Raw genomic sequence first — 21,237 nt, forward strand, 5'->3', positions numbered from 1 at the left:
CAGGGACAGGGACGGGGAGGAAGAGCTCGTAAGGGCGGAGAACATGGGCAACGCCCAGCCTTTGTTGCCGGGTTGGATTGGAGGTGAGGTGATGTGCATCAGCTCAATCCAAGGAGCCGGTTCGGGTCAAGCGCAATCGGGAGTGGTCCGTATCCGAGGACGGGGATTGGTCTGGCACCACCGACATGCCCGCTGATTTGCTTGCCACGGCTGAATGGGCTGAATCGGCCGATGTTGTAAACGGAAGCGAATTCATGAGGAGTTCACCATGCGGGGAACGGGCACGATCGGTGTCAGAGTCACCGATACGGAACTGCCGCGCCACGATCCTCTCGACCTGTACGTACAGCTACGGGAGCTACTCCCGGCGCAGGACGTGTTTCTCTTCGAAAGCGTGGATGGCGCCGACCAGGACCGCCGCTCGGCCGTCGTCGGTTTCGGCCGGCTGGCCGAGATCAGGGTGTTCGACGGGCGCGTCGAGATCGACGGCGTGGGGGCGGTTGCCCTGGCCCTGGAGCAGGCGGCCGGTGCGCTCGGGATGACGGCGGGCGAGTCGGCCGGCCCCGGTGTGCACAGTCTGCGCTTCGCCGGCACCGACCAGATGTGGGGCCTGTTGTCCCGCGCGCAGGGGCTGTTCGCCGTGGACACCCGCGTCCCGTCGACGTCGTACGCCTTCGGCTTCCTGACCACGCTCGCGTACGAGTCCGCCTGGCACATGGAGGAGTTGCCGGACCGTACCAAGGAGCCACGCGGTCCGGACATCACCCTTACGCTCTTCCGGGACACGGTTTGGTACGACCTGACGTCGGGTCAAGTGCGTCAACTCAGCGCGGAAGGTGCGGCGTTCGGGGATGCGGCGGTTCCGGTGGGCGTCGCCGACCTGGCGCGGCAGGCAGCCTCCGTCACCCCGGCTCAAGGGTCCACTCCCGCTGTTCCCGAAGCGCCCGCGCCCCTCTCGGTGCACGACAGTGTGAGTCGCGAGACCTTCCTGGACTGGGCCGACCGATGCCTGGAGCACATCAGGGTCGGCGACATCTATCAGATCCAGATAGGCCACCGCATCGACGTGCGTTCCACACTGACACCCGTCGAGGTCTACCGGCGCCTGCGGGGCCGCAATCCGTCGCCGTACATGTACTTGATGCCGCGCGCGGGCAGCACGCTGATCGGCGCCAGCCCCGAGCTGTTCTTCCGTATCGAGGGCGACACGATCGAGATGCGTCCCATCGCGGGCACCGCACGCCGCGGCCCGGACGAGGAGGAGAACCAACGGCGCATCAAGGAGATGCGGGAGAGCACCAAGGAGCAGGCCGAGCACATCATGCTGGTCGATCTGTGCCGCAATGACATCGGGCGGGTGACCCGCCCCAGCACCCAGCCGGTCGACCGGCTGATGGCGGTGGAGAGCTTCTCGCATGTCTTCCATCTCGTCTCCACCGTCGCGGGCCGGCTCCAGGACGGGGTGGACACCTGGCAGGCGGTGCGCGCGACGTTCCCCGCCGGGACGATGACCGGGGCGCCCAAGGTGCGTGCCATGGAGATCATCGACGGTCTTGAGGAGCAGCGGCGCGGGAGTTACGCGGGGGCTGTGGGGCTGGTCGACGTACGTGGCTGGAGCGAACTGGCGCTGTGCATCCGCACGATTGAGTACGACGGGAGCACCTACTCCACCCAGAGCTCGGCGGGCATGGTGGCGCAGTCTGAACCCGCTGCCGAGTGGCGGGAGACCCTGGCCAAGATGGGGGCCGCCTACTGGGCGCTCACCGGAGAGGAGCTGCTGTCGTGAACGCTGTCGTGCGGGCTTCCGTGAGAACCACCGAGCCGAACAGCGCACCGGGCATGAAGGGCGTGCATGACATGAAGGACGGGCATGACATGAAGGTCCTGCTGATCGACGCGTACGACAGTTTTGTGCACATCATCGACCAGTACCTGCGCACCCTGGGGGCGCGTACCGAGGTCGTACGGTCCCTGTCCCGCTCCCCCGACGAGTTGGCCGCCTCGCGCCCCGATGCGGTGGTGCTCGGCCCAGGCCCAGGGCACCCCGCCGAGTCCGGCCACGTCGAGCTGGTGCATCGGTTCGCCGGGCAGGTACCGCTGCTCGGTGTCTGTCTTGGTCACCAGGCCATCGCGCTGGCCTACGGCGGGAGGATCGAGGTGGCGGACCAGGTGATGCACGGGCGGACGAGCATGGTGCGGCACGATGGGGAGGGTCTGTTCCAGGGGCTCGGCAACTCTCTTGAAGTCACCCGCTACCACTCGCTGATCGTCGCCGAGCCGCTGCCCGAGCAGCTGATCACGACCGCGGTCGCCATTGACCACGGCTATGTGATGGGGCTGCGGCACCGCACGCTGCCCATCGAGTCGGTGCAGTTCCACCCCGAGAGCATCACCACGACGGGCGGGCTCGCCATGATGCGCAACTTCCTTGCCTCGGCGGCGGGTTCCAGGTCCCGATTGACCAATGCCTGACACTCACCAACGCCTGACCGCGCCCACGGCACGGATGGCCTCGGCCACCCCGGAACGCGGCAGATGCGCATGGCCCACCACTAGGGCCGGGGCGTCCCGGCGCGGCCGGGCGTGGAACGCGGCGGCGCCACGTACCAGGACGGAGTGGCGCAGCGCCCCGGCCACCAGCGCCCCCTCATCGGCTCGGGGCGGCAACTGGATGTAGGCGTGCAGCCCGGCACCAGGGCCGAGCACCTCCGCACCGGGCAGATGCTTGCGCACCGCTTCGTCCAGGGCGTCCCTGCGGCTGCGACCCAGGGAGTTGAGCCGTCGCAGATGACGGTCGAACAGGCCTGTGCGCAGGAGTTCGGCGAAGGCGAGCTGGGTGAGGGTCTCGGTGCCCAGGTCGTGCCGGGCGCGGGTCCGAAGGAGTTGTTCGAGCATCGGTTCCGGGGCGGTGAGCCAGCCCAGGCGGAGTCCCGGGGACAGCGATTTGCTGGCGGTGCCGGCGTAGATGACCCGGTCGGGCATGGTGCGCTGCAACGCGAGCGGCCGGGCGCCTCGTTCGTACCACAGGCCGCCGTCGTAGTCGTCCTCGATCACCCAGCCGTCGACGTCCCGGGCCCAGCGGGCCAGGGCCTCGCGGCGCTCCGCGGACAGGGTGACGCCGGTGGGGAACTGGTGGGCGGGGGTGACGAGGACGGCGCGCGCTCCGGACGCGGTGAGTGCGGCGACGTCGAGGCCCTCGTCGTCGACCGGAATGGGCACGGTCGGCAGCCCGCTCTCGCGGAGGAACTGGCGCTGGCCGGGGTGGCCCGGGTCCTCGATCGCGAGGGTGTCGATGCCGAGGCGTGGCAGCACCGGGCAGAGCAGGCCGAGTGCCTGGGCGAATCCGCCGACGACCATGATGCGCTCGGGAGAGGTGCGCACGCCTCTCAACCGGCCCAAGTAGGAGGTGAGTTCGCGGCGGAGGGTGGGCTCGCCGGCCAGCGGCGGGTAGTTGTGGTGCGACAGGTCGGCCGTTTGCAGGACCTGCTGGTAGCAGCGCAGCCACTCGCGCCGCGGGAAGGCCGGGGTGTTGCTGCCGCCGGGACGCAGGTCCCAGCGGACCTGCGGCACCTGCCCTTCGTCCAGCAGGGCAGGCACTACGGACGCGCTGTCGAGATGGCCCACCACCCTGGTGCCGGCACCCTGGGCCGCCTCCAGGTATCCCTCGGCGACGAGCTGTCCGTACGCCTCCACCACCACGCTGCGCGAAACGTCGAGGTCACCCGCGAGCCGGCGGCTGGACGGCAGCCGGGTACCCGGGCGGAGAATCCCCTCGGATATCTCCTTCTTGATGAATTCCTGGATCTGCGAGGTCAGGGAATCCGCGGAATCCCTGACCACCTCAACCGCCATATGTAAGGCCACCGGCCTATCCCTTCTGAAGTGGTCCGTACCGGTCACCGGACAGTGGTCTGGAAGGAACGTGTCGCCATTTACAGACTGGACGGCGAAACGTCCGCTGGCGCCTTTCAAGGAGAGTCCCCGTGACTGCCGAGCCGCAGGGTCGTACCTGGCCGGAACTGCTCAACGCACTGCTGGAACGCAGGGATCTGACCGCTCACGACACGGCCTGGGCCATGGACCAGGTGATGACGGGCAGCGCCGGGGCGGCCCAGCTGGCCGGTCTGCTGGTGGCACTGCGCGCCAAGGGAGAGACCGTCGACGAGATCGAGGGCATGGTGCGCGCCATGTACCGGCACGCCGTACCGCTCGATGTTCCGGGCCCGGCGGTGGACATCGTCGGGACCGGGGGCGACGGCTCGAACAGCGTGAACGTCTCCACCATGTCGGCGATCGTGGCGGCCGCGGCAGGCGCCCGGGTGATCAAACACGGCAATCGCTCGGCGTCCTCGGCCTGCGGATCGGCCGATGTGCTGGAGGAGCTGGGTGTGGCCTTGACCCTGGCGCCGGAAGACGTCGCGGCGGTCGCCGAGGAGACCGGCATCACCTTCTGCTTCGCCCCCGCCTTCCACCCGGCGATGAGGCACGCGGCCGGGCCACGCCGCGAGCTCGGCATCCGCACCGCCTTCAATCTGCTGGGCCCGCTGGCCAACCCGGCTTCACCCACCGCCCAGGCGGTGGGCGTAGCGGATCCACGCCATGCGCCACTGATCGCCGGAGTGCTGGCCCGCCGCGGGGTGTCGGCGCTGGTCTTCCGCGGCGACGACGGAATGGACGAACTGACGGTCACCACTACCTCCACGGTCTGGTCGGTCGTCGGAACCGAGGTGCGCATCGAGTCCTTCGACCCGCGGGCCATCGGCATCGACTACGCGCCGGCCGCAGCCCTGCGCGGCGGCGACCGCGCTCACAACGCCCGGGTCGCCCACGAAGTGTTCGCCGGGGCCCGGGGACCGATACGGGACGCCGTACTGCTGTCGGCCGCGGCCGGCCTCGCGGCCCTGGAGCCCAGCCGGCGCCCCGTCACCGAGCGGCTTGCGGCCGGCGTGGAGCAGGCCGCCTCGGCCATCGACTCGGGTGCCGCAGCGGCCCTACTGGAACGCTGGGCGGCGGTCACCGCCAAGCACGCTCAGGGCGGCTGATCCGGCCGGCCGCGACCAAGGCGGCGACCGCCTCCCTGGGGCTGCCGCCGGTGACCACCGACTCGCCCACCAGCACCGCGTCCGCCCCATGAGCCGCGTACTCCACCACGTCCTGGGGCCCGCGGACGCCGGACTCGGCGATCCGCACCACATCGTCCGGGAGCACCGGGGCGACCCGGGCGAACGTCGCGCGGTCCACTTCCAAGGTCCGCAGATTCCGGGCGTTGACCCCGACGAGACGGGCACCGGCCGCCACCGCCCGTTCGGCCTCCGCCTCGTCGTGCACCTCCACCAGCGGCGTCAGCCCGATCTCCACTGCCTGGGCGAGCAGTTCGGCCAGCTGTGGCTGCTCCAGCGCCGCGACAATCAGCAACGCCAGACTCGCTCCGTGCGCCCGCGCCTCCCACAGCTGGTAGGGGTCGACGATGAAGTCCTTGCGCAGCAGCGGGACTTCAACCCTGGCCCGAACCGCATCCAGGTCCGCCAACGAGCCGCCGAACCTGCGCCGCTCGGTGAGTACGCTCACCGCACTGGCACCGCCGGCCTGGTAGTCGGCGGCCAGCGCCGCCGGATCGGCGATCTCGGCCAGCGCCCCCTTGGACGGGCTGGCCCGCTTCACCTCGGCGATCACCTTCACGCCGTCCGTGCCGCGCAGCAGCGCGACGCAGTCCGGACCGCCCGGTCCGAAGTCGGCCGCCCGGTCGGCCAACTCGGCCTGGGAAATGTCGCGTCGGCGGTCCGCCATATCGGCGCGAGCCCCCTCGACGAGCTCGTCGAGTGCGTTCATGGCCGTGTCCTTCCCCGTTCGGGGCGCCGGACCGATTCGAGCCGATCCGCGACCGGCAGGTGGCGCCACCGCAGAAGAAACACTAGGAACGACCAAAATCGAAAACCACCACCTTAAGCATTGAATGAAACTCGCAGGTGGGGATGGCGGATATCTCTGATCCGTTCGAATATCGAATGTCGGGGGAACGTCAGCGGAGCGGCTCTGGCACGGCAAGCGTGAACCGGTGACCGACCATGGTCGCGTGACGCCATGCGGCCACACGATCAACGCACGCTCTAGTCAACTTTGACTAGAATGGGTGCATGACTGAGAAGACCATCCCGATCCTGCCCTGCCATGAGATCCAGCCGGTGGTCGACTTCTACACCGCGCTGGGCTTCGAGACGACCTTCCGACAGAAGAGCCCCTATCCCTACGCCGTTGTCGAACGTGGCCCCGTCCAGCTGCAGTTCAGCGGCATCAAGGGGTACGACCCGGCGGGGTCCTACTCCGCCTGCTACATCGTCACGGACCACGTGGACGGGCTGTACGCGACGTTCCGTGAGGGGCTCAAGGCGGCATACGGGAAGATCCCCACCCGCGGGCTGCCGCGCATCGGGCCGCTGAAGAACATGTCCTACGGAATGCGGCAGTTCCTGATGACCGACCCCGGCGGCAACAGCATCCGCGTCGGCCAGCAGATCAGCGAGGACCAGAGCCTCCGGCCGGTACCCAAGGAAACCTTCGCACGGGCAGTGCACATGGCCGATCTGTTCGTCGACTCCAAGCAGGATCTACCGGGCGCCGCGAAGATCATCGACCACGCACTGAGATTGGAGGGCGAGCACCCCACCCCTGCACAGCATCTGCGCCTGCTGGTGTTGCGGGGGGACATCGCGCAGCGGCTCGGCGACGACGCCCTGGCCGCGCGGCTGCTGACGCAGGCCGCTGAGCTCCAGCTCTCCGAGGAGGAACGCGCGTCGGCCTCCGAGGCTTTGGCGCGACTCGCCGAGCTACGGTCCTCGACTTACAGGTGATCCTCGGGCAGGAGGCATCCAGGTCGACATCGACGCCCAGAAGTAGGGCACAGTCGCGGCCTCTGCCGCCGGGTTCCCCCATCCGGCGGCGGGTGCCGGCTTCCCCGGAGGGCCCTTGTTCGTACCGCGTTCCTCCTGGGCAGCGCGGAGTATCCCCCGGCACCGACAACCCTCGGCGCACGCAGCCCGAGGCTGATCGCCGAAGGCGCTGTCCGCCTGGATGTCGACCTGGATGTCGATCCACAAGGAGTTCCCGACATCGCCAAGCGGGCACTGAAGGAGCGATGAGCTACCGGGGTTTCCTCGCCGAACTGATGATGGCCGAGTGCGATGACCGGGCTCGCCGCCGCTCGGAGCGGCGGATCAAGGCGGCGAACTTCCCACCCGGCACGGGCTGAGGAGCCCGCCAAGGCCGGCTGACCTGCCGCTATCTGTCTCGCCGCAGCCACCCTGGGGGTGATGACGGCCAGTTGGTGGGGACCTATCCGGGCCGCCGGTGGTCCTTCTACGCCGGCGAGCTACGAGCCTGCTCGCGTAGCACCAGCCACTCCTGAAGCTCGATCAGATTCCCTTCGGGGTCCTCCAGGTATGCAACCCGCATCCGGTCGCCCATCGGGCTCGGGCCTCGGGTGAACTCCGCACCCCTCGAGGTGAGTTCAGCGTGGGCTGCGTTCAGGTCGTCCACCCGCAGCACCACCAGCGCGCGATATCCCTCAGGCTCTGTCCTTAACCGCCCCAGCACGTCAGCCATCTGCGTGCGGTCTTGCAGCGCGATTGCGGCTTGTCCAGTGTCGGGGCTGAGCTTGGCGTACGGGCCACTCTCGGCCTCGAACTGCGGCTTGAGCCCGAGCACGTCCCGGTAGAAGCGGTAGACGACGGTGAAGTCGGACACCAACAAGCGTATCTGGGTGAGTTCCATACCCACCTTTCTAGCCCAGTTCCGGCTCCGGTTCTGACTCGACCGCGTTCCCTGAGATATCCCCGGCGGAGTTCAGCGACGCCCTAGCCAGGCCAGAGCGTTCAACTCTTCTGGGGGAAGGGGAATTTCGGGCGCCCCTTACGAACCCTCCGGGAGAGCGGTTCATGCGGGTGTGATGGGGTGTTCCCGTCGGACCACCGTGCGAAGACAACGCACGGCAGACGACACACCAGGAATGACGCACCGCAGACGACACACCACAGAAGCAAGGACCGATCGGTGACATCAGGCTCAGTGCCCCGCTACGACCGGAAGGGCGCCCAACTGCTCGCGCTGCTGCTCGCCGGGGGCGCTCCCGGCGACGCCGGGCGGATACGTCGGCGGCTGGGCGAAGCGGAGCCCCGTTTCCTCACGTGGGTGCCCCTCACCACAGAGGCCCGCGCGAAGGCGGCCGGCGACCCCGACGTGCGCGTACGGCGGGCCCTGGCCCGGGCCGAGGGTCTCACCGTCGACGACCTGGTCGCGCTGCTCGAACGCCCCGACCCGGTCGTCGATCAATGCGTGTACGAGCATGCCGAGGCCCGTCCCTGGATGCGCCGTCTCATCCTCTCCCCGGGGCGGCACCCCGAGCCCACCGCTCTCGCCGCCCTACAGACCCGTATCCGCGCGACCACCCAGGAAGCGCCGGCACTGCCACACTTCGTGGGTGCGGCAGTGGTCAGCGAAGTACCCGAGCTGGTCGAGCACGCCCTGCGTGCCTGCGGCCGCGCGCTGACCACGGCCGAGCAGCTGCGTGCCGTACTCCAGCTGTTCTCGTATCCCGAGCGGTTGCGCGCGCTGCTCGCCCCGGCAACCGGCCAGGCAACCGGCCCGGCCGCCGGCCTGCACCCCGCCGTTGCCGACATCGCACGCAGCGCACTCGACACCGACAGCGAGACCGACGGCAAGACCGGCGGTGACCGGCTGCGCGCCGCAGTGGCCACCGCCGAGGGACCCGAGGGCATGGTGGCCGGACTCCGCGCGGGCGAAGCCGAACCGGCCTGGCGCCGTACGGTCGCCTGGGACGCCATTGTGACGGCCCATCAGTCCGCGCCGCTGCCGGAACCGGTCGTACGCGTCCTCGCCGCGCACCCCGGCTGTTCCGAGCAGTTGCTCGCCGACCTGTACCGCACCCACCCCGTGGTCGTCGCCGAGGCCGCGCCGTCCTCTCCAGCCCTGCTGCGCGTCGCCGCCCGCACGCCCGGCCACCCCGAGCTTCTGACGATCGCCGCCGGCCTTGGCCCGTCCGACGACCACGCAGGCCTCACCACACTCGTCCTCGACACCGTTGCCCCCGCACGCACAGCGGCCCAGGCTCTGCGCGAACTCGGTCCCACCGCACCCCTGCGCACCCTCGTCCACCGCCGACTCGGCGCCGATCCGCGACGCTGGGCCACTCTGCGCACCTCCCTATCCCGGTACAAGGGCACCCTCGCCGACCTCTTGTCCGGTATCGCCGACGGCACGGTGCCCGAGCCCGCGCCCTCGGTCACACCTCCCGCGCTGACCAAGCCGTACCGGTTCCTGCTGTACGCCACCGAACCCGACGATCTGCGCGAGCTGCTCCCGCACCTGCCCGACGAGCTGCTGCACGCCCTGCTCGGCAAGGGCTCGCTGCCGGCGCACGCCCTCGACACCGCGCTCGCGGCGTCCGACCCCCGCGCGCGGGCCACCATCGGTGGCAACATCACCCTCGGCATACGCGATCTGCGTCGGCTGACCGAGTGCGACGAACCGACGGTCAACGCCGCCGTGTACCGCAACCAGAAGGCCACCCTCTCGCTGCGCCGTGCGATCGCCTCCGGCGTCCCGCGCACCCCGGGCCGCACCGAGCTCGTCCCCCTCGACGCCGAGCTGCGCACCGAACTCCTCGCCACCGAGGACCGGTTCCGTCGCAGCCCGCTGATCACGAGCGGCGACCCCGAACTGGTCCTGCACTCCTGGGGCTCCGGGGATTGGCGAGCGAGCGACCGCGCGTGCCGCTTCTCCGTGGTCCGGGTATGGGAACGCGGCGGCCCTGACGCCGTGCGCCGGCTCCTCGATCTGCCCGCCGACGCCCACCCTTCCTCGGTCCTCTCCAAGGCGGCCGCCGCGCTGGAGCACCCCGACGGCCTGGAACGGCTCCGGGACGGCCTCGAACTCCACGGAGACCCCGACGCGCTGCCCTACGAAGACCCCGACGCGCTGCCTGCGGTCTTCGCCGCCCCGCGCGGACGCAACGCCACCCGCCGGCTGATGCGGGAGATCGTGCACGAGCCCTATGTGTACGACTTCCCGCGCCTGATCGCCGCCCACCACGAGCACACCTTCGAGCCCGAGCCCATCGAGGAACTCCTCCGTCACGAGGACGTCGACGAGGCGATCCGCCAGGCACTCACCACCCGCGCGAGCACCCTCGAATCCGAGCCGATCGACCATCTGCGTGCCGAGCCCTACGACGTCAACCTGCACGGTTGGTTCGTCGAAACCGTCGAGCGGGGCGTGCTCGGCCCCGAGCGGCTCGTCGACACCGCCCAGCCGGCCGCGGTGGCCCTCATGTACCTCGGCCACGACGCCGTCGGTGTCCGGGCACACCGGCACGCCGTCGACCTCGTACGCGAGCACCTGGCAGGCCACCCGGAAGCGTGGGTCATCGCGCTCAACCTGGTCGGAACCTTCGTCGGGTCGCTCGCCGAACTGATCACCACGGCCGCGAATGTGGCCGGCCCCCGACCCGGCGCCGAGGAGCTGGCCCGCCTCGACGCGAACGCCCGGACCACCGACGCCCCGGCCCCGGCCAGGACACCCGCACCCGCACTCACCCACGCCGAGCAACGGGAGCGGGAGAGGATCCTCGACCCGCACGCGGCCCTCGCCTCGGCACACCTGCTCCGCACGCTCGTCGCGGGCGCACCGCTGCCCACCGACCCCGCTGTGCTCGACGTCCTCGCCGCCACGCTCACGTCCGACGTCCCCGGGCTCTCCCATCCCGACTGGCTCGTGGAGGCGTGTGACCGGCACGCCTCGCCCGACACCCGTCGGCGCCTCGCCGAGACGATGACCGAACGGTCCGGGAAGCCCGACCTGTTGGCCTGTCGGCAGGGGATCGTCGCACCCAGCGAGATGGTCGCCCGTACGCCCGTACGCGAGATGTCACCGCTGCCGGGAGACTGGTTCACCCGTCAGGTGCCGGCCGAGGCAGCGGTGCGTGCCGCGCGCCGGCTGGTCGCCGACCGGCTCGGCACCGATCCCGAGCGGTGGCTGCGCGCCCTCGCCGCCATGGACACCGCCGACTGGGCCGAGCGGCCTTTCACCGACCTGCTCGACCACGGCAGCGCGGACGCCGTCCCCACCGTGCCCACGGTGCTCACCCCGGCAGGCGCCGGACTCCTGCTCCACGCGGGCACCGACGCTCTCGCGGCCGTACTGCCGCGGCTGGACGCGCAGGCCACGCTCACCCTCACCGAGCGCGCCCGTGCGACCCACTATCTGCCCGACCCCTTCCTGGACCATCTGTTCACCCACGACGACCGCGCCGCGCTGCTCGTCCTGGCGCGAAGCTCCCGCCGCCGGGACCTGAACCTGCGGCTCCTGACCGTCGACGACCCCACGATCAACGCGACGCTGTACGGGGACCGCTACAACAGCAGCTCGACCGTCGAGATCCGCCGGATCGTCCTCTCCCGCCGGCCCCAGGGCCGTACCGCCGACGGGCCGGACGACCTCCTCCCGCTCGCCCCGGAGCTCCGCGAACGGCTCCTCAAAACGGCCTACTTCGACAAGCGGTCGGCGAAGTACCACCGCGTTCAGGTCGAAGCAGCCGACCTCGAACTCGTGGAGCACGCCCTCACCTCGTGGGGCAAGCGTGTCCCCCTCCCGGACCACCTCCTGGCCGCGCGCAACACGCTTCGCCACGGTGGCCCCGACCGTCTCCGCTCGCTGATCGACCGGGGCCTGCTCAGCGTGGGCGCCGCCAAGGTCGCCACGAAGGCGCTGTCCGCGCCCGACCCGGACGCGGTCCTCACCGCCCGCCTCGACAAGGAACTGAGCACGGAGCGCCTCGTCGCCAAGCTCCGCACCTGCGGGGAGTACGAACACGAGGAGATCCTGGACCTCCCCTACACCCGCGACTGGGACGTCCTGATCCAGGCCCACGGACAGGAGCCGTTCCGCTCGCGGGTATGGGCCACCATCGCCCGGCTGCCGGACGCGCCGGACGAGCTCGCGCCGGCGGCCTTCGAGTACTGGTCCAACTTCATCGACCGCACCCTGACCGACCGCGGCCCCAGCTGGGCCCGTGCGGCCATCGGGAACATCCCGAACCTGTCGCTCCAGCGCGAGGAGTGGGCCGCCGTCCTCGACGCCCTTCTCGAACGGGGTCTGCTCTCCGGCAAGGAGTTCGTCCATGGTGGCGCCATGGCCAACCGGATGCTCCACTACCTCGCCGAAGCCTCCGTCCGCCAGGAAGTCCCCACCACCCTCCAGACCGCCGTCCAGGACGCCACGAGCGAACTGGCCGCCCTGGCCGGCAAGCTCCTGGGCACGGACGACGAAGCCTGGCAACGCCTCTTCGCCGCCCTGACCGGCAAGGACCCCTACTGGCCCATGCCCGACTCCCGCACCACCCCCGCCGCCCTCCTCCACCACGCATCCCGAACGCCCCTCGTCGACCCCTGCCCCTGACGTCCCCGGCTTTTTATGGTCGTCCTATGGCTGTGTGATGACCGTGCGATGAAGGTCGAGGCCTCTCCATCGGGGCGGCACCCGCGCCCCCTCATACTGGCTGAACGCCTAACCCGAAGGGGGACACAAGATGCCCATGAACTCCATGGGGCCCGGACACGCGCCTGATTCGTCGGGGCCGACCGCCCGGAAGTCGGTTACGCGCCGGATCGGGCGGATTGCCCTCGTGCCGGCGCTGCTGGCCGGCCTGCTCGCCGTTGGTGCCGCGCCGGCTGCGGCGGCGGGCCACGCTACGGCCGAGAGCTCCAGGGTGACGGCCATCGCACCCGTCTCTCCCGCGCAGCAGGCCGGGTACCGCCACGACCGACAGCTCTCGGCCCCCTCCAAGACCGTCTACGCGGGTAAGAAGTCCTCGGGGTCGAAGTGGTCGAAAAAGAGCAGCCCGAAAGGCCTCAGTGGCCTGGTCGGATTTCTGCTCCTGCTGGGCTTCATCGCCCTGCTCTTTGTGGTCCTGCTGATCTGGGTGGTCTTCCGCGTCAAGCGTCGCGCGGCGGCTGCGCAGCAACACGGCTGAAGCGCGTTGCAGGGGGAGGTACGAGTGGGCCCCTGCCCGACTCCGGGCAGGGGCGCGAGGCCTCGTATTGGGCTCAAGACCTGTTACGTATGGCCGGCGAGTTGGAGCATCTCCACCCTTCCGTTGCCTCCTCCGTCGTCCAGCACCAGGAATGTGGCGCGTGAGCTCTGGCTCAGGCGGATCTGGAACTGGTCGCCCAGCAACCTCTTGTAGTTCGTGTCTCCGGCCCTCGCGGCTGCCTGGGCGGGGTGGAGTCCGTCGCTCTGGATCGCGTTCTGGAATATGTCGAACGTCTCTTGCTCGGAATTGGTGAGCTGACCGACGACTTCCATCCGGCTCTTGTCGAACGTCCAAGGCATGGCGCGCGCCTATTCCGTCGTCACGGTGATGTCCTCAAGGGTCAGGTTTTTGACGGCTAACTCGACGCCACCGAACGAGCGCTCGAACTCATTGCGTCCCACCCTGAGTGCGTTGACCTCAGTCGCGGACCCGCCGGCCGTCATCTCGAAGTTTCCATCGGCCTTGCAGTCGACGATCACCTTGGTCTGCCTGCCGAAGGCCCAGGTGGGGATGTGCGCCTGCACTTCCTGCGGGGCGAGGCGAAAAGGACCGGCCATGGTAAATCCTCCGTGATTCTCGGTTATTGCTTCTCCCCTAAATGGCTACCTGTCCTCGCTGTTTCCCGTCAAGATCTCGAAGATTCAACAGAGTGGATTCGGACGCCCTGAAGATCCCGAATAAGTCCGCTACGAGAAGTCGTCGGGCGCACCCTTAAGTTGTCCGGAATGTGCCCACAAATTTGTGGAGGGCTCGTCGTTACGGGTCCATGGGGCGCGGAATATCGGGGCGGTGCGGTGCGGAGGCGGTTGCAGTGCCGGTGAACTCGTCCGATGTCATATGGGGAGCGATCGCGCCGCGGAGTGCGGGGAGCGGGGCCGGATCCGGCGGGCGCGGCGAAGAGGCGGTGAGCGAGTCCTATGACGTGTGGACCGACGTGAGACCGCTCAGCTCATGGCGGGGCCCGTTTTGCGAGCCAGCGCGTTGTTCCCCGTCGAGTTGTGGACGCTGAAGCTCACGGCGTCCGAGCGATAGCGGTCCTCCGACCACTCCACGGGGCGCCCTGCGCGCGTGGTGGTCACCCGCCGGACGCGCAGCAGCGGGCTGGTACGGCGCACGCCGAGGAGCTCGGCGTCCTGGGCGCCCGCCGCCACGGCGTCGATCAGATACTCGCCGTACGCGAAGACCAGGCCCTCGTCCTCGTACAGCCGCTGCGTCACGGACGGGCACTCGGGCTCGATGCGCTCGACGGCGGGGGCGATCCAGTCCGCGTACACGGTTCGCTCCAGCAGCACCCGCCGGCCGCCCAGACCGCGCACCCGTAGGATATGCAACACCCGTGTGCCGAGCGGGAGTTGGAGTCGTTCGGAGTCCTCCGGCGTCGCGGGGTGGTAGGCGGACGACACCACGTGCCCGGTCGCCTCTCGGCCCATCGCGTGCGCCCACTGCGCGAAACTGCACAGCTCGGTGAAGCTCTGGCTGCGGCGGCCGGCCAGGACCACACGGCGGGCGCCCTGGCGTGACCCGATGAGCCCCTCGGTGGTCAGGGCGGCGATGGCCTGGCGGACCGTGCCGCGCGAGACGCCGTAGTGGGCCGCGAGCTCGGTCTCCGCGGGGAGCAGACTGCCCACGGTGTAGTCCTCGCGGTCGATCGCCCGCCTGAGCTCTTCGGCGATCTCCTCGTGTCGTGCCGCCATGCTTCCTCTCTCGCGCGGGGTTGTGCGCAAATTGTGATGCGCGGCCAGCCTAGACGAGCTGCCGTGATCATCGCGTGAGCTGGGATTGTGAGGGAATCGGGGTCATTCGTTTAGCCAATGTTTACCGACTGGACACCATTCTTGGGCCTACTGAGGCCCAACTTGTTCAGACAAGTTCATCGGACAGGCTTTCACCCCCCACGTGCATCCCCTGTGTGGCCCCGCATGACACCCCTCAACCCCTCTGTGCGTACCCCTGGAGAGATCGTGACCGTGTTCCAGCCGAGGACCGCCGTCCTCACCGGCGTCCTCGCCGTCGCTACCGCACTCCCCCTCAGCGCCTGCAGCGCGTCCTCCGACGCGTCGACCGGCTCCGACGGCAAGAGCGCGGCCACCGCGACCACGGCCAAGGACTTCGGCGGCATCGGCGCTCTGGCCAAGGCGGCCAAGAAGGAGGGCACGCTGCATGCGATAGCGCTGCCCCGGAACTGGGCCAACTACGGCGCCCTGATCGACGGCTTCGAGAAGAAGTACGGCATCAAGGTCGAGGTCGAGAAGCCGACCGGCGCCAGCCAGGACGAGATCAACGCGGTCACCTCGCGCAAGGGCAAGGACAACGCGCCCGACGTCCTCGACCTCGGCACCTCCTTCGCGCAGAGCGCCGCCCAGGAGGGGCTGCTCGCGACGTACATGGTCGAAGGATTCGCTGACATCCCCGATGCCCAGAGGGACTCGATCGCCCGCTGGGCGAACGACTACGGCGGCTATATCTCCTTCGGCTGCGACGCCAGCCGTGTGCAGACCTGCCCGACCAGCTTCAAGGATCTGCTCAAGCCGCAGTACAGGGGGAAGGTCGCGCTCAACGGCAACCCCACCAAGTCGGGTTCGGCCTTCGGCGCCGTGTACGCGGCCGCCCTCGCCAACGGCGGCTCCTTCGACGACATCCTGCCCGGCATAGATTTCTTCGCCAAGCTGAAGAAGAACGGCAACTACACGCGGGTCGAGACCACCCCGGCCACCATCGCCAAGGGCCAGACGCCGATCAGCATCGACTGGGACTACCTCAACGCCGGGTACACCGACGCGTTCAAGTCCAAGGGCCTCGACTGGAGGGTCGTGGTCCCCTCGGACGGCGAGTTCTCCCAGTACTACTCGCAGGCCATCAACATCGACGCGCCGCACCCGGCGGCCGCGCGCCTGTGGCAGGAGTACCTCTACAGCCCCGAGGGCCAGAACCTCAGACTCAAGGGATACGCCCGCCCGGCTCTGATGGCCGCCATGAAGAAGGCCGGCACGATCAACAAGACCGCGGCGGCGAAGCTGCCGAAGGTCTCCGGCACACCGAGCTTCCCGACCGAGTCCCAGCAGAACAGCGCCAAGTCCTTCATCGAGCAGAGCTGGGGCGACGCCGTCTCCGAATGACCGCGACGCGCATCAGGGCCGACGTGGTGCCCGCCGCTTTCTCTCAGCGGCGGGCACCACGCGGCTCAGCGGCGGCACCGTTTCACAGGCTTCGGGCCTCGGCATCCGGCTGCGCGCGCAGGAACGCCACCACGTCCTCCGCGGCCTCGACGATGCTCGGCCGACCGAGCAACAGCTTCCGGTCCAACGGGAAGCCGCACCACCGTTCCAGCTCGCCCGCGAGCCATGTGCTGGTCGCCGAGTCGATCCCGAAGGCGCTGAGCGGTAGATCGGGGTCGATGGCGTCCGGCGCCAGCTCCAGCAGGTCCGCGAGCACCTGGACGAGGTGATCGGAGACCTCCTGCTCGGTGATCTCCTGCGGGGCTGTCCGGTGAGCATTCATCGTTGTGGCTCTCCTCTTCGACTTCAACGGCTTGACCACTGGGCGAGCGGCCGCAGCTGCCCCGCCGCCATCTGTTGGGCGCAGGCCCGGCGGCGGATCTTGCCGCTGGTGGTGCGGGACACCTTGTTCCTGCCCACCGCGAAGACGCTCACCGGGGCGGGCAGCGCCTTGGCCACCGCGATACCGGCGGCTCGGACGGCCTCGGCCAGCACCTCCGGGTCGCGCTCGCCGGTCTCGATGACGACAGCGACCCCGTCGCGCTCCTCGGCCGGCGGCCAGGCCGCGGCGCGCTGGTGCGCGAAGGCCTCGTGGGCGGAGCAAGCCACCGCCTCCAGGTCCTGCGGGAAGTAGTTCTCACCGCCGATGATCAGCAGGTCCTTGAGCCGCCCGGTGACGAACAGCTCGCCACCGTCGAGGAAGCCCAGGTCGCCGGTGCGGACGTAGCTTGCTTCACGGCTTGCTTCACGGCTTGCTTCACGGCTTCCTTCCCGGGTGCCTCCATCGCTTCCTTCGTAGCTCTCTTCCGTTCCCGGGATGCCTCCCTCGATCCGCGCGCCGAAGACCTTGGCCGTCTCGGCCTCGTTGCCCCAGTACCCGCCGCAGTTTCCGGGCGCGTCCACCCAGATCTCGCCGACCACCCGCTCGGCCAGCGGATGGCGGGTCTCCGGGTCGACGACGCACACCTGGGTTCCGGGGATCGCGGTGCCGCAGCCGACCAGCTCGACGCTGTCGGGGGACGGCGCGGCCGGCGCGGCCTTGCCCTCCGCGAGCGCGGTCCGGTCGTAGTGGCGCACCGGGGTCGGAAAGAGCGGCTGCCCCAAGGTGACGCTGAGCGTGCACTCGGCGAGCCCGTACCCCGGCGAGAAGACTTCCTCGCGGAAGAAGCTGCGCCGGAACGCCTCGGCGAAGCGCCGCAGCGTCGCCGCCCGTACCGGCTCCGCGCCGTTGGCGGCCACCCGCCAGGTCGCCAGGTCGATCCGGGCCCGCTCGGCCTCCGGAATCCGCTGTACGCACAGGTCGTACGCGAAGTCCGGAGCGGCCGCGAACACATCGTCCTCCGCTTCGATGGCGCGCAGCCAGACACGTGGGTCGGACACAAAGGTGGCGGGCTCCATCGAGACGGCGGCCGCCCCCGACACGAGGGGCAGGACGACTCCGGTGCACAGCCCCATGTCGTGGAAGAACGGCAGCCAGGTGACCACGGTGGTCTCGGAGTCGATCTCGCAGCGGTCGCGCAGCGCCCGCTGGTTGGCGACCAGGTTGGCGTGGCTGACGATCACCCCACGGGGGTCGCCCGTCGAGCCCGAGGTGTACTGGAGCAGGGCGGTGGCGGTGGGGTCGGATGCCGCGGCGGCGGGGGGCACCGCTTCCACGCCGGCGGGCTGCTGTACGGGTATCCAGGCCAGCGCCGGCTCAGGACCGGCGTCGGCATGCCGCGCGTCCTCGGCGTCCTCGGCCGTGGAGACCAGCGCCGCGACAGGTGCGCAGTCACGACGGATCGACATGAGCCGATCGGAGCGGACGGTTGCGCGGTGTTGTGCGCGGGTGTGCAGGGCCGGTACGGGCACCGCGATCAATCCCGCGTGGAGAGAGGCGAGGAAGGCCACGTGGAAGTCGAGCCCCGGTAGGGCGGGCACGATGACGCGCTCCCCGGGCGCGGCGACCGCCCGCAGCGCGCCGGTCACGGCGCGGACGCGTTCCAGCAGCCCGGCCGCGGTCAGCTGCCCGATCTGCTCGCCGTCCGCGCCCAGCGCGGTGAAGAGCGGCAGGTCGGCAGCGCTCCCCCGGGCGCGTTCCAGGAGCGCGTCGACGAGGGTCTCGGCTTGGGGCTGTGCGGTCGGACGGTCCACGGCTTCACTCTCCTTCAGAACTGTCTTCAGACGATGTGGTGTTGAGCTGCCTCGCGGTCGAGCCACTGGGTGAAGGCGGGCAGGTCCGGGAGGATCACCGTCGAGCAGGCGAGCACGGCGAGGTTCTGCCGCATGGCGGTGATCGCAACGACGGTGCGGCCGGCCCGGTAGGCGGAGAGCATCTCGGCGGCCGTGCCCATGCTGGGTTCGTGCCCCGGGAGCCAGGCCACGCAGATGTCGCTCCGCGCGGCCAGCAGGGTGAGCTCGTGGAACATGTCGGTGAGGTCGAGGAGTTCGGGTGCGAGCTCGTTTCGGTGGACGGACCGCACTGCTGCCAGTTTGGCGTGGGCGGCGCGTATGTCGGCCGGATGCGCGGCTTCCCACTCCGCCATCAGCACACCCGGGTCGTGGATAACGGCGCCGGGCCGGCGGGCGCGGATGCTGGAGGTCAGTGCCGCCCGGTACGACTGGTCGACGAGGTTCGAACCGGTCCTGGCGCCTTGCATGGTCCCGGCCAGGAAGAACGACTGTGCTCGGTCCGGCTCTGGCGACTGGTGGTCCGTGGCGGTCACTCGTCCTCCAGGGAGTAGTCGGCCAACTCAAGACCGGCCGGGGCCGCGATGCGATGCAGCGCCGCGGCCTTGAGCAGGACGCCTGCCACGTCCTGGGGCGGCACACCCACCGCGTCCGCGACCATCTCGCGATCCCGGTCGAACTCCCGGGACCCCTGCCGGGCCACGGCACCCTGGTTGTCCTTGGTGATCATTGATCGGGTGTCGATCCGCAGCTGCCGCCCCGCCAACGGCAGGATCAGCTCCGCCAGTTGCTGGGTGCCGGGGTGGACCACGCGTACCGAGACACTGTGCTGCTCGGAATGGAGCAGCTGCGGCCGGATGGCATGGGCGGCCGGCGGGGCCTGCGTGAGCACCTGGTCCGGCCGCAGCAGGAACGAGCGCGAGATCACGTTGTGGCCTCGGCGCGGGCTGAAGCGCAGATAGGTCAGGCCTATCGAGTCGTCGTCGAGTTGCCAGCGCACCCGCACACTGCTCGGCGCGGGCGAGCCGTCGGCGCGCGACCTGAGCGGATAGGCCGCGGCCGTCAGCGACACCGCGCCGTCCACCGCGTCGGCCCGCTCCAGCCGCAGCGGGACGCGGTGCAGCAGGTAGGGGTCGAGGACGGTGATCCCGTCCGCGTCGCGGTAGACGGCGGCCACATGCCGACCATCGATCCGGTACTCGGCTCCCACTCCCGAGTGTTCGGCGACGAGCCGGCCGGCCTCGAAGGACTGCCAGGCGCAGGAACCCCCGTAGGACCACGGCAGTGGACCGTCACCGAAGTACTCGTGCAGCTGGGACGCGCTGTTGTACGGGTAGGACGTGAGGAGGTCGGCGAGTACGGAACTCTGGACCGCGCGCAGGGATGCGGCGGCCTCAGCCGTGGAGGTCGGGGTTGAACCGATTGAACCGATTGAACGGGTTGAACGGGTTGCACGGTTCGAATCAGCCAACCCTGCTGACCTGTCGGTACTGATCAACCGGCCGCCTCCGCGGTGAGTGTGACGGGCAGACCGCTGTATCCGTGGACGAAGTTGGAGTAGAGCCGCTGTGGAGGGCCATCGAGCCGGATTTCGGCCACCCGCTCCCGCAGCGCCTCTACCATGGCGTTCACATGCACCCGGCCCAGGAAGGCACCGAGGCAGAAGTGCGGGCCGTGCCCGAAGGCCACATGCTTGTTGGGGTTGCGGGCGATGTCGAAGACGTACGGGTCGGTGAAGACGTCCTCGTCGAAGTTGGCGGAGCTGTTCCACAAGGTGACGACATCACCGGCCTTGATCACCCGGTCTCGCAGCGGGACGTCCTCCAGCGCCCGGCGCCCGAAGTGCATGGCGGGGGTGGTCCAGCGCATCACCTCCTCGGTGGCGCTGTCCGCTCCCACCTCGCCGGTCTTCAACTTCCGCCACTGCTCGGGGTTTTCACTGAACGCGATGAGACCGCCGATGGAGGACATCCGGCTGGACTCGTCGCCGCCGAGGATGAGGCTGTAGCAGTTGAAGACGATCTCGTCCTCGGCCAGCGGCGCGCCGCCCACCGTGGCCGTGGCCAGGGTGCTGATGACGTCCTCGCCCGGGTTCTTGCGCCGCTCGGCGGCCAGCTCGGAGAAGTAGAGCAGGATCTCGTTGCGGGCCATCACCTCGTCCAGCGCACTGTCCTCGGAACTGTGCCGGGACAGTGTCTGCGTGTTCCACTCGACGAGGCGCTCACGGTCGGCGGCGGGGATGTCCATCAGGTCGCCGATCGTGTTGATCGGAATGTGGTCGGCGACATCGGTGACAAAGTCCAACTGCCCGTGTTCCAGGGCCTGTTCGACCAGATCCCGGGTGCGGCGGTGCACGCCCTCCACCACCGGCTGGAGCACCCGGGGCGAGAACGACTTGAGCATCAGATTGCGGATCTCGCGGTGCCGCGCCCCGTCGGTGACCGCCAGCATCTTCCGGGAGGCCGAGTCCTCGCCCTGGAGGAGGGTCGCCAGGACGTTGCCGCGTTCCGAGGTGAACCGCTTGTTGTCCCGGTAGATGTCGACCACGTCGGCGTACTTGGAGATCGCCCAGAATCCGGGCATCCGGGTGCCGCTGACCGACTGCCAGTGGACCGGGCTCTGTTCCCGGAATTGGCGCCACATGGCGTGCGGGTCGACGTCGAGGAAGGTCTGGGGGTCGGTGAGATCCAGCTGGGCCGGATCGATGTCGGTCACATCAGGTTCGGTGGTCTGTGTGTGCGTTGTCATGGG

18 protein-coding genes and 1 pseudogene are annotated in these 21,237 nt (G+C 69.5%); 8 read left to right on the forward strand and 11 right to left on the reverse strand.

All coding sequences use genetic code 11. The features are described from left to right. Window positions 1-268 precede the first annotated feature (268 nt). The gene (locus tag FCH28_RS14010) at window positions 269-1,786 is read left to right on the forward strand and encodes an anthranilate synthase component I family protein (RefSeq protein ID WP_136740205.1); all 1,518 of its coding nucleotides are present in this window, start codon (window positions 269-271) and stop codon (window positions 1,784-1,786) included. Between the two features lie 89 nt (window positions 1,787-1,875). After that, window positions 1,876-2,472 (forward strand): anthranilate synthase component II, encoded by a 597-nt coding sequence (locus tag FCH28_RS14015; RefSeq protein ID WP_136740625.1) that lies wholly within the window; start codon window positions 1,876-1,878, stop codon window positions 2,470-2,472. Between the two features lie 3 nt (window positions 2,473-2,475). Here FCH28_RS14015 and pdxR read toward each other — a convergent pair whose 3' ends face one another. Continuing rightward, window positions 2,476-3,864: a MocR-like pyridoxine biosynthesis transcription factor PdxR gene (gene pdxR, locus FCH28_RS14020; RefSeq protein WP_136740206.1), complete on the reverse strand. Its 1,389-nt coding sequence runs from the start codon at window positions 3,862-3,864 to the stop codon at window positions 2,476-2,478. A gap of 119 nt (window positions 3,865-3,983) precedes the next feature. Between pdxR and trpD the strand changes: the two genes are divergently transcribed. Continuing rightward, window positions 3,984-5,042, forward strand: coding sequence for an anthranilate phosphoribosyltransferase (gene trpD / locus FCH28_RS14025; RefSeq protein WP_136740207.1), 1,059 nt, complete (start codon window positions 3,984-3,986; stop codon window positions 5,040-5,042). On the opposite strand, the gene trpC is transcribed toward trpD, so the two are convergent. Further along, window positions 5,014-5,829: an indole-3-glycerol phosphate synthase TrpC gene (trpC, locus tag FCH28_RS14030; RefSeq protein ID WP_136740208.1), complete on the reverse strand. Its 816-nt coding sequence runs from the start codon at window positions 5,827-5,829 to the stop codon at window positions 5,014-5,016. The genes trpD and trpC overlap by 29 nt on opposite strands. Window positions 5,830-6,134: 305 nt before the next feature. Here trpC and FCH28_RS14035 point away from each other — a divergent pair, with 305 nt between their 5' ends. Beyond that, window positions 6,135-6,848: a bleomycin resistance protein gene (locus FCH28_RS14035; protein WP_136740209.1), complete on the forward strand. Its 714-nt coding sequence runs from the start codon at window positions 6,135-6,137 to the stop codon at window positions 6,846-6,848. 255 nt (window positions 6,849-7,103) lie between these two features. After that, window positions 7,104-7,231: pseudogene (locus tag FCH28_RS14040) on the forward strand (IS21-like element helper ATPase IstB); the annotation flags it as partial. 122 nt (window positions 7,232-7,353) lie between these two features. On the opposite strand, the gene FCH28_RS14045 reads toward FCH28_RS14040, so the two are convergent. Further along, the gene (locus FCH28_RS14045) at window positions 7,354-7,767 is read right to left on the reverse strand and encodes a VOC family protein (RefSeq protein WP_136740210.1); all 414 of its coding nucleotides are present in this window, start codon (window positions 7,765-7,767) and stop codon (window positions 7,354-7,356) included. Window positions 7,768-8,046: 279 nt separating this feature from the next. Between FCH28_RS14045 and FCH28_RS14050 the strand changes: the two genes are divergently transcribed. Then, a complete protein-coding gene (locus FCH28_RS14050; protein ID WP_136740211.1) occupies window positions 8,047-12,468 on the forward strand; it encodes a hypothetical protein in 4,422 nt (1,473 codons plus the stop codon). Between the two features lie 130 nt (window positions 12,469-12,598). Beyond that, the gene (locus FCH28_RS14055; protein ID WP_246102798.1) at window positions 12,599-13,042 is read left to right on the forward strand and encodes a hypothetical protein; all 444 of its coding nucleotides are present in this window, start codon (window positions 12,599-12,601) and stop codon (window positions 13,040-13,042) included. A gap of 83 nt (window positions 13,043-13,125) precedes the next feature. Here FCH28_RS14055 and FCH28_RS14060 read toward each other — a convergent pair whose 3' ends face one another. The 3 genes from FCH28_RS14060 to FCH28_RS14070 all read right to left on the reverse strand — a co-directional run bounded on the left by FCH28_RS14060 (window position 13,126) and on the right by FCH28_RS14070 (window position 14,796). Next, window positions 13,126-13,401: a hypothetical protein gene (locus tag FCH28_RS14060; protein WP_136740212.1), complete on the reverse strand. Its 276-nt coding sequence runs from the start codon at window positions 13,399-13,401 to the stop codon at window positions 13,126-13,128. A gap of 9 nt (window positions 13,402-13,410) precedes the next feature. After that, window positions 13,411-13,659: a hypothetical protein gene (locus FCH28_RS14065; RefSeq protein WP_030609187.1), complete on the reverse strand. Its 249-nt coding sequence runs from the start codon at window positions 13,657-13,659 to the stop codon at window positions 13,411-13,413. 387 nt (window positions 13,660-14,046) lie between these two features. Next, entirely contained in the window at window positions 14,047-14,796 is a 750-nt protein-coding gene (locus FCH28_RS14070; protein ID WP_136740213.1) for a GntR family transcriptional regulator, read from the reverse strand. A gap of 267 nt (window positions 14,797-15,063) precedes the next feature. Between FCH28_RS14070 and FCH28_RS14075 the strand changes: the two genes are divergently transcribed. After that, the gene (locus FCH28_RS14075; protein ID WP_136740214.1) at window positions 15,064-16,218 is read left to right on the forward strand and encodes an ABC transporter substrate-binding protein; all 1,155 of its coding nucleotides are present in this window, start codon (window positions 15,064-15,066) and stop codon (window positions 16,216-16,218) included. A gap of 82 nt (window positions 16,219-16,300) precedes the next feature. Here FCH28_RS14075 and FCH28_RS14080 read toward each other — a convergent pair whose 3' ends face one another. The 5 genes from FCH28_RS14080 to FCH28_RS14095 all read right to left on the reverse strand — a co-directional run bounded on the left by FCH28_RS14080 (window position 16,301) and on the right by FCH28_RS14095 (window position 21,234). Next, window positions 16,301-16,600: an acyl carrier protein gene (locus tag FCH28_RS14080; RefSeq protein WP_136740215.1), complete on the reverse strand. Its 300-nt coding sequence runs from the start codon at window positions 16,598-16,600 to the stop codon at window positions 16,301-16,303. Window positions 16,601-16,623: 23 nt separating this feature from the next. After that, complete coding sequence (locus FCH28_RS14085) at window positions 16,624-18,450, reverse strand: fatty acyl-AMP ligase (RefSeq protein ID WP_169314153.1); 1,827 nt, start codon at window positions 18,448-18,450, stop codon at window positions 16,624-16,626. A 26-nt stretch (window positions 18,451-18,476) separates the two neighbouring features. Then, on the reverse strand, window positions 18,477-19,022 hold the full coding sequence (locus tag FCH28_RS38110) for a hypothetical protein (protein ID WP_169314154.1): 546 nt from the start codon (window positions 19,020-19,022) through the stop codon (window positions 18,477-18,479). Beyond that, window positions 19,019-19,696, reverse strand: coding sequence for a hypothetical protein (locus tag FCH28_RS14090; RefSeq protein ID WP_136740217.1), 678 nt, complete (start codon window positions 19,694-19,696; stop codon window positions 19,019-19,021). The genes FCH28_RS38110 and FCH28_RS14090 overlap by 4 nt, the downstream gene beginning before the upstream one ends. 284 nt (window positions 19,697-19,980) lie before the next feature. Further along, the gene (locus FCH28_RS14095) at window positions 19,981-21,234 is read right to left on the reverse strand and encodes a cytochrome P450 (RefSeq protein ID WP_136740218.1); all 1,254 of its coding nucleotides are present in this window, start codon (window positions 21,232-21,234) and stop codon (window positions 19,981-19,983) included. Between the last annotated feature and the right edge of the window lie 3 nt (window positions 21,235-21,237).

The sequence above is a fragment of the Streptomyces piniterrae genome, assembly GCF_005048155.1.
Taxonomy (GTDB): Bacteria; Actinomycetota; Actinomycetes; order Streptomycetales; family Streptomycetaceae; genus Streptomyces; species Streptomyces piniterrae.

Excerpts from the sequence above, each read along its gene's own strand:
- FCH28_RS14015 (WP_136740625.1), top strand. The coding sequence starts at position 1,876 with ATGAAGGTCCTGCTGATCGACGCGTACGACAGTTTTGTGCACATCATC.
- trpC (WP_136740208.1), bottom strand. The coding sequence starts at position 5,829 with ATGAACGCACTCGACGAGCTCGTCGAGGGGGCTCGCGCCGATATGGCG.
- FCH28_RS14065 (WP_030609187.1), bottom strand. The coding sequence starts at position 13,659 with ATGGCCGGTCCTTTTCGCCTCGCCCCGCAGGAAGTGCAGGCGCACATC.
- FCH28_RS14070 (WP_136740213.1), bottom strand. The coding sequence starts at position 14,796 with ATGGCGGCACGACACGAGGAGATCGCCGAAGAGCTCAGGCGGGCGATC.
- FCH28_RS14035 (WP_136740209.1), top strand. The coding sequence starts at position 6,135 with ATGACTGAGAAGACCATCCCGATCCTGCCCTGCCATGAGATCCAGCCG.
- FCH28_RS14055 (WP_246102798.1), top strand. The coding sequence starts at position 12,599 with ATGCCCATGAACTCCATGGGGCCCGGACACGCGCCTGATTCGTCGGGG.
- FCH28_RS14095 (WP_136740218.1), bottom strand. The coding sequence starts at position 21,234 with ATGACAACGCACACACAGACCACCGAACCTGATGTGACCGACATCGAT.
- FCH28_RS14080 (WP_136740215.1), bottom strand. The coding sequence starts at position 16,600 with ATGAATGCTCACCGGACAGCCCCGCAGGAGATCACCGAGCAGGAGGTC.
- FCH28_RS14060 (WP_136740212.1), bottom strand. The coding sequence starts at position 13,401 with ATGCCTTGGACGTTCGACAAGAGCCGGATGGAAGTCGTCGGTCAGCTC.
- FCH28_RS14010 (WP_136740205.1), top strand. The coding sequence starts at position 269 with ATGCGGGGAACGGGCACGATCGGTGTCAGAGTCACCGATACGGAACTG.
- FCH28_RS14045 (WP_136740210.1), bottom strand. The coding sequence starts at position 7,767 with ATGGAACTCACCCAGATACGCTTGTTGGTGTCCGACTTCACCGTCGTC.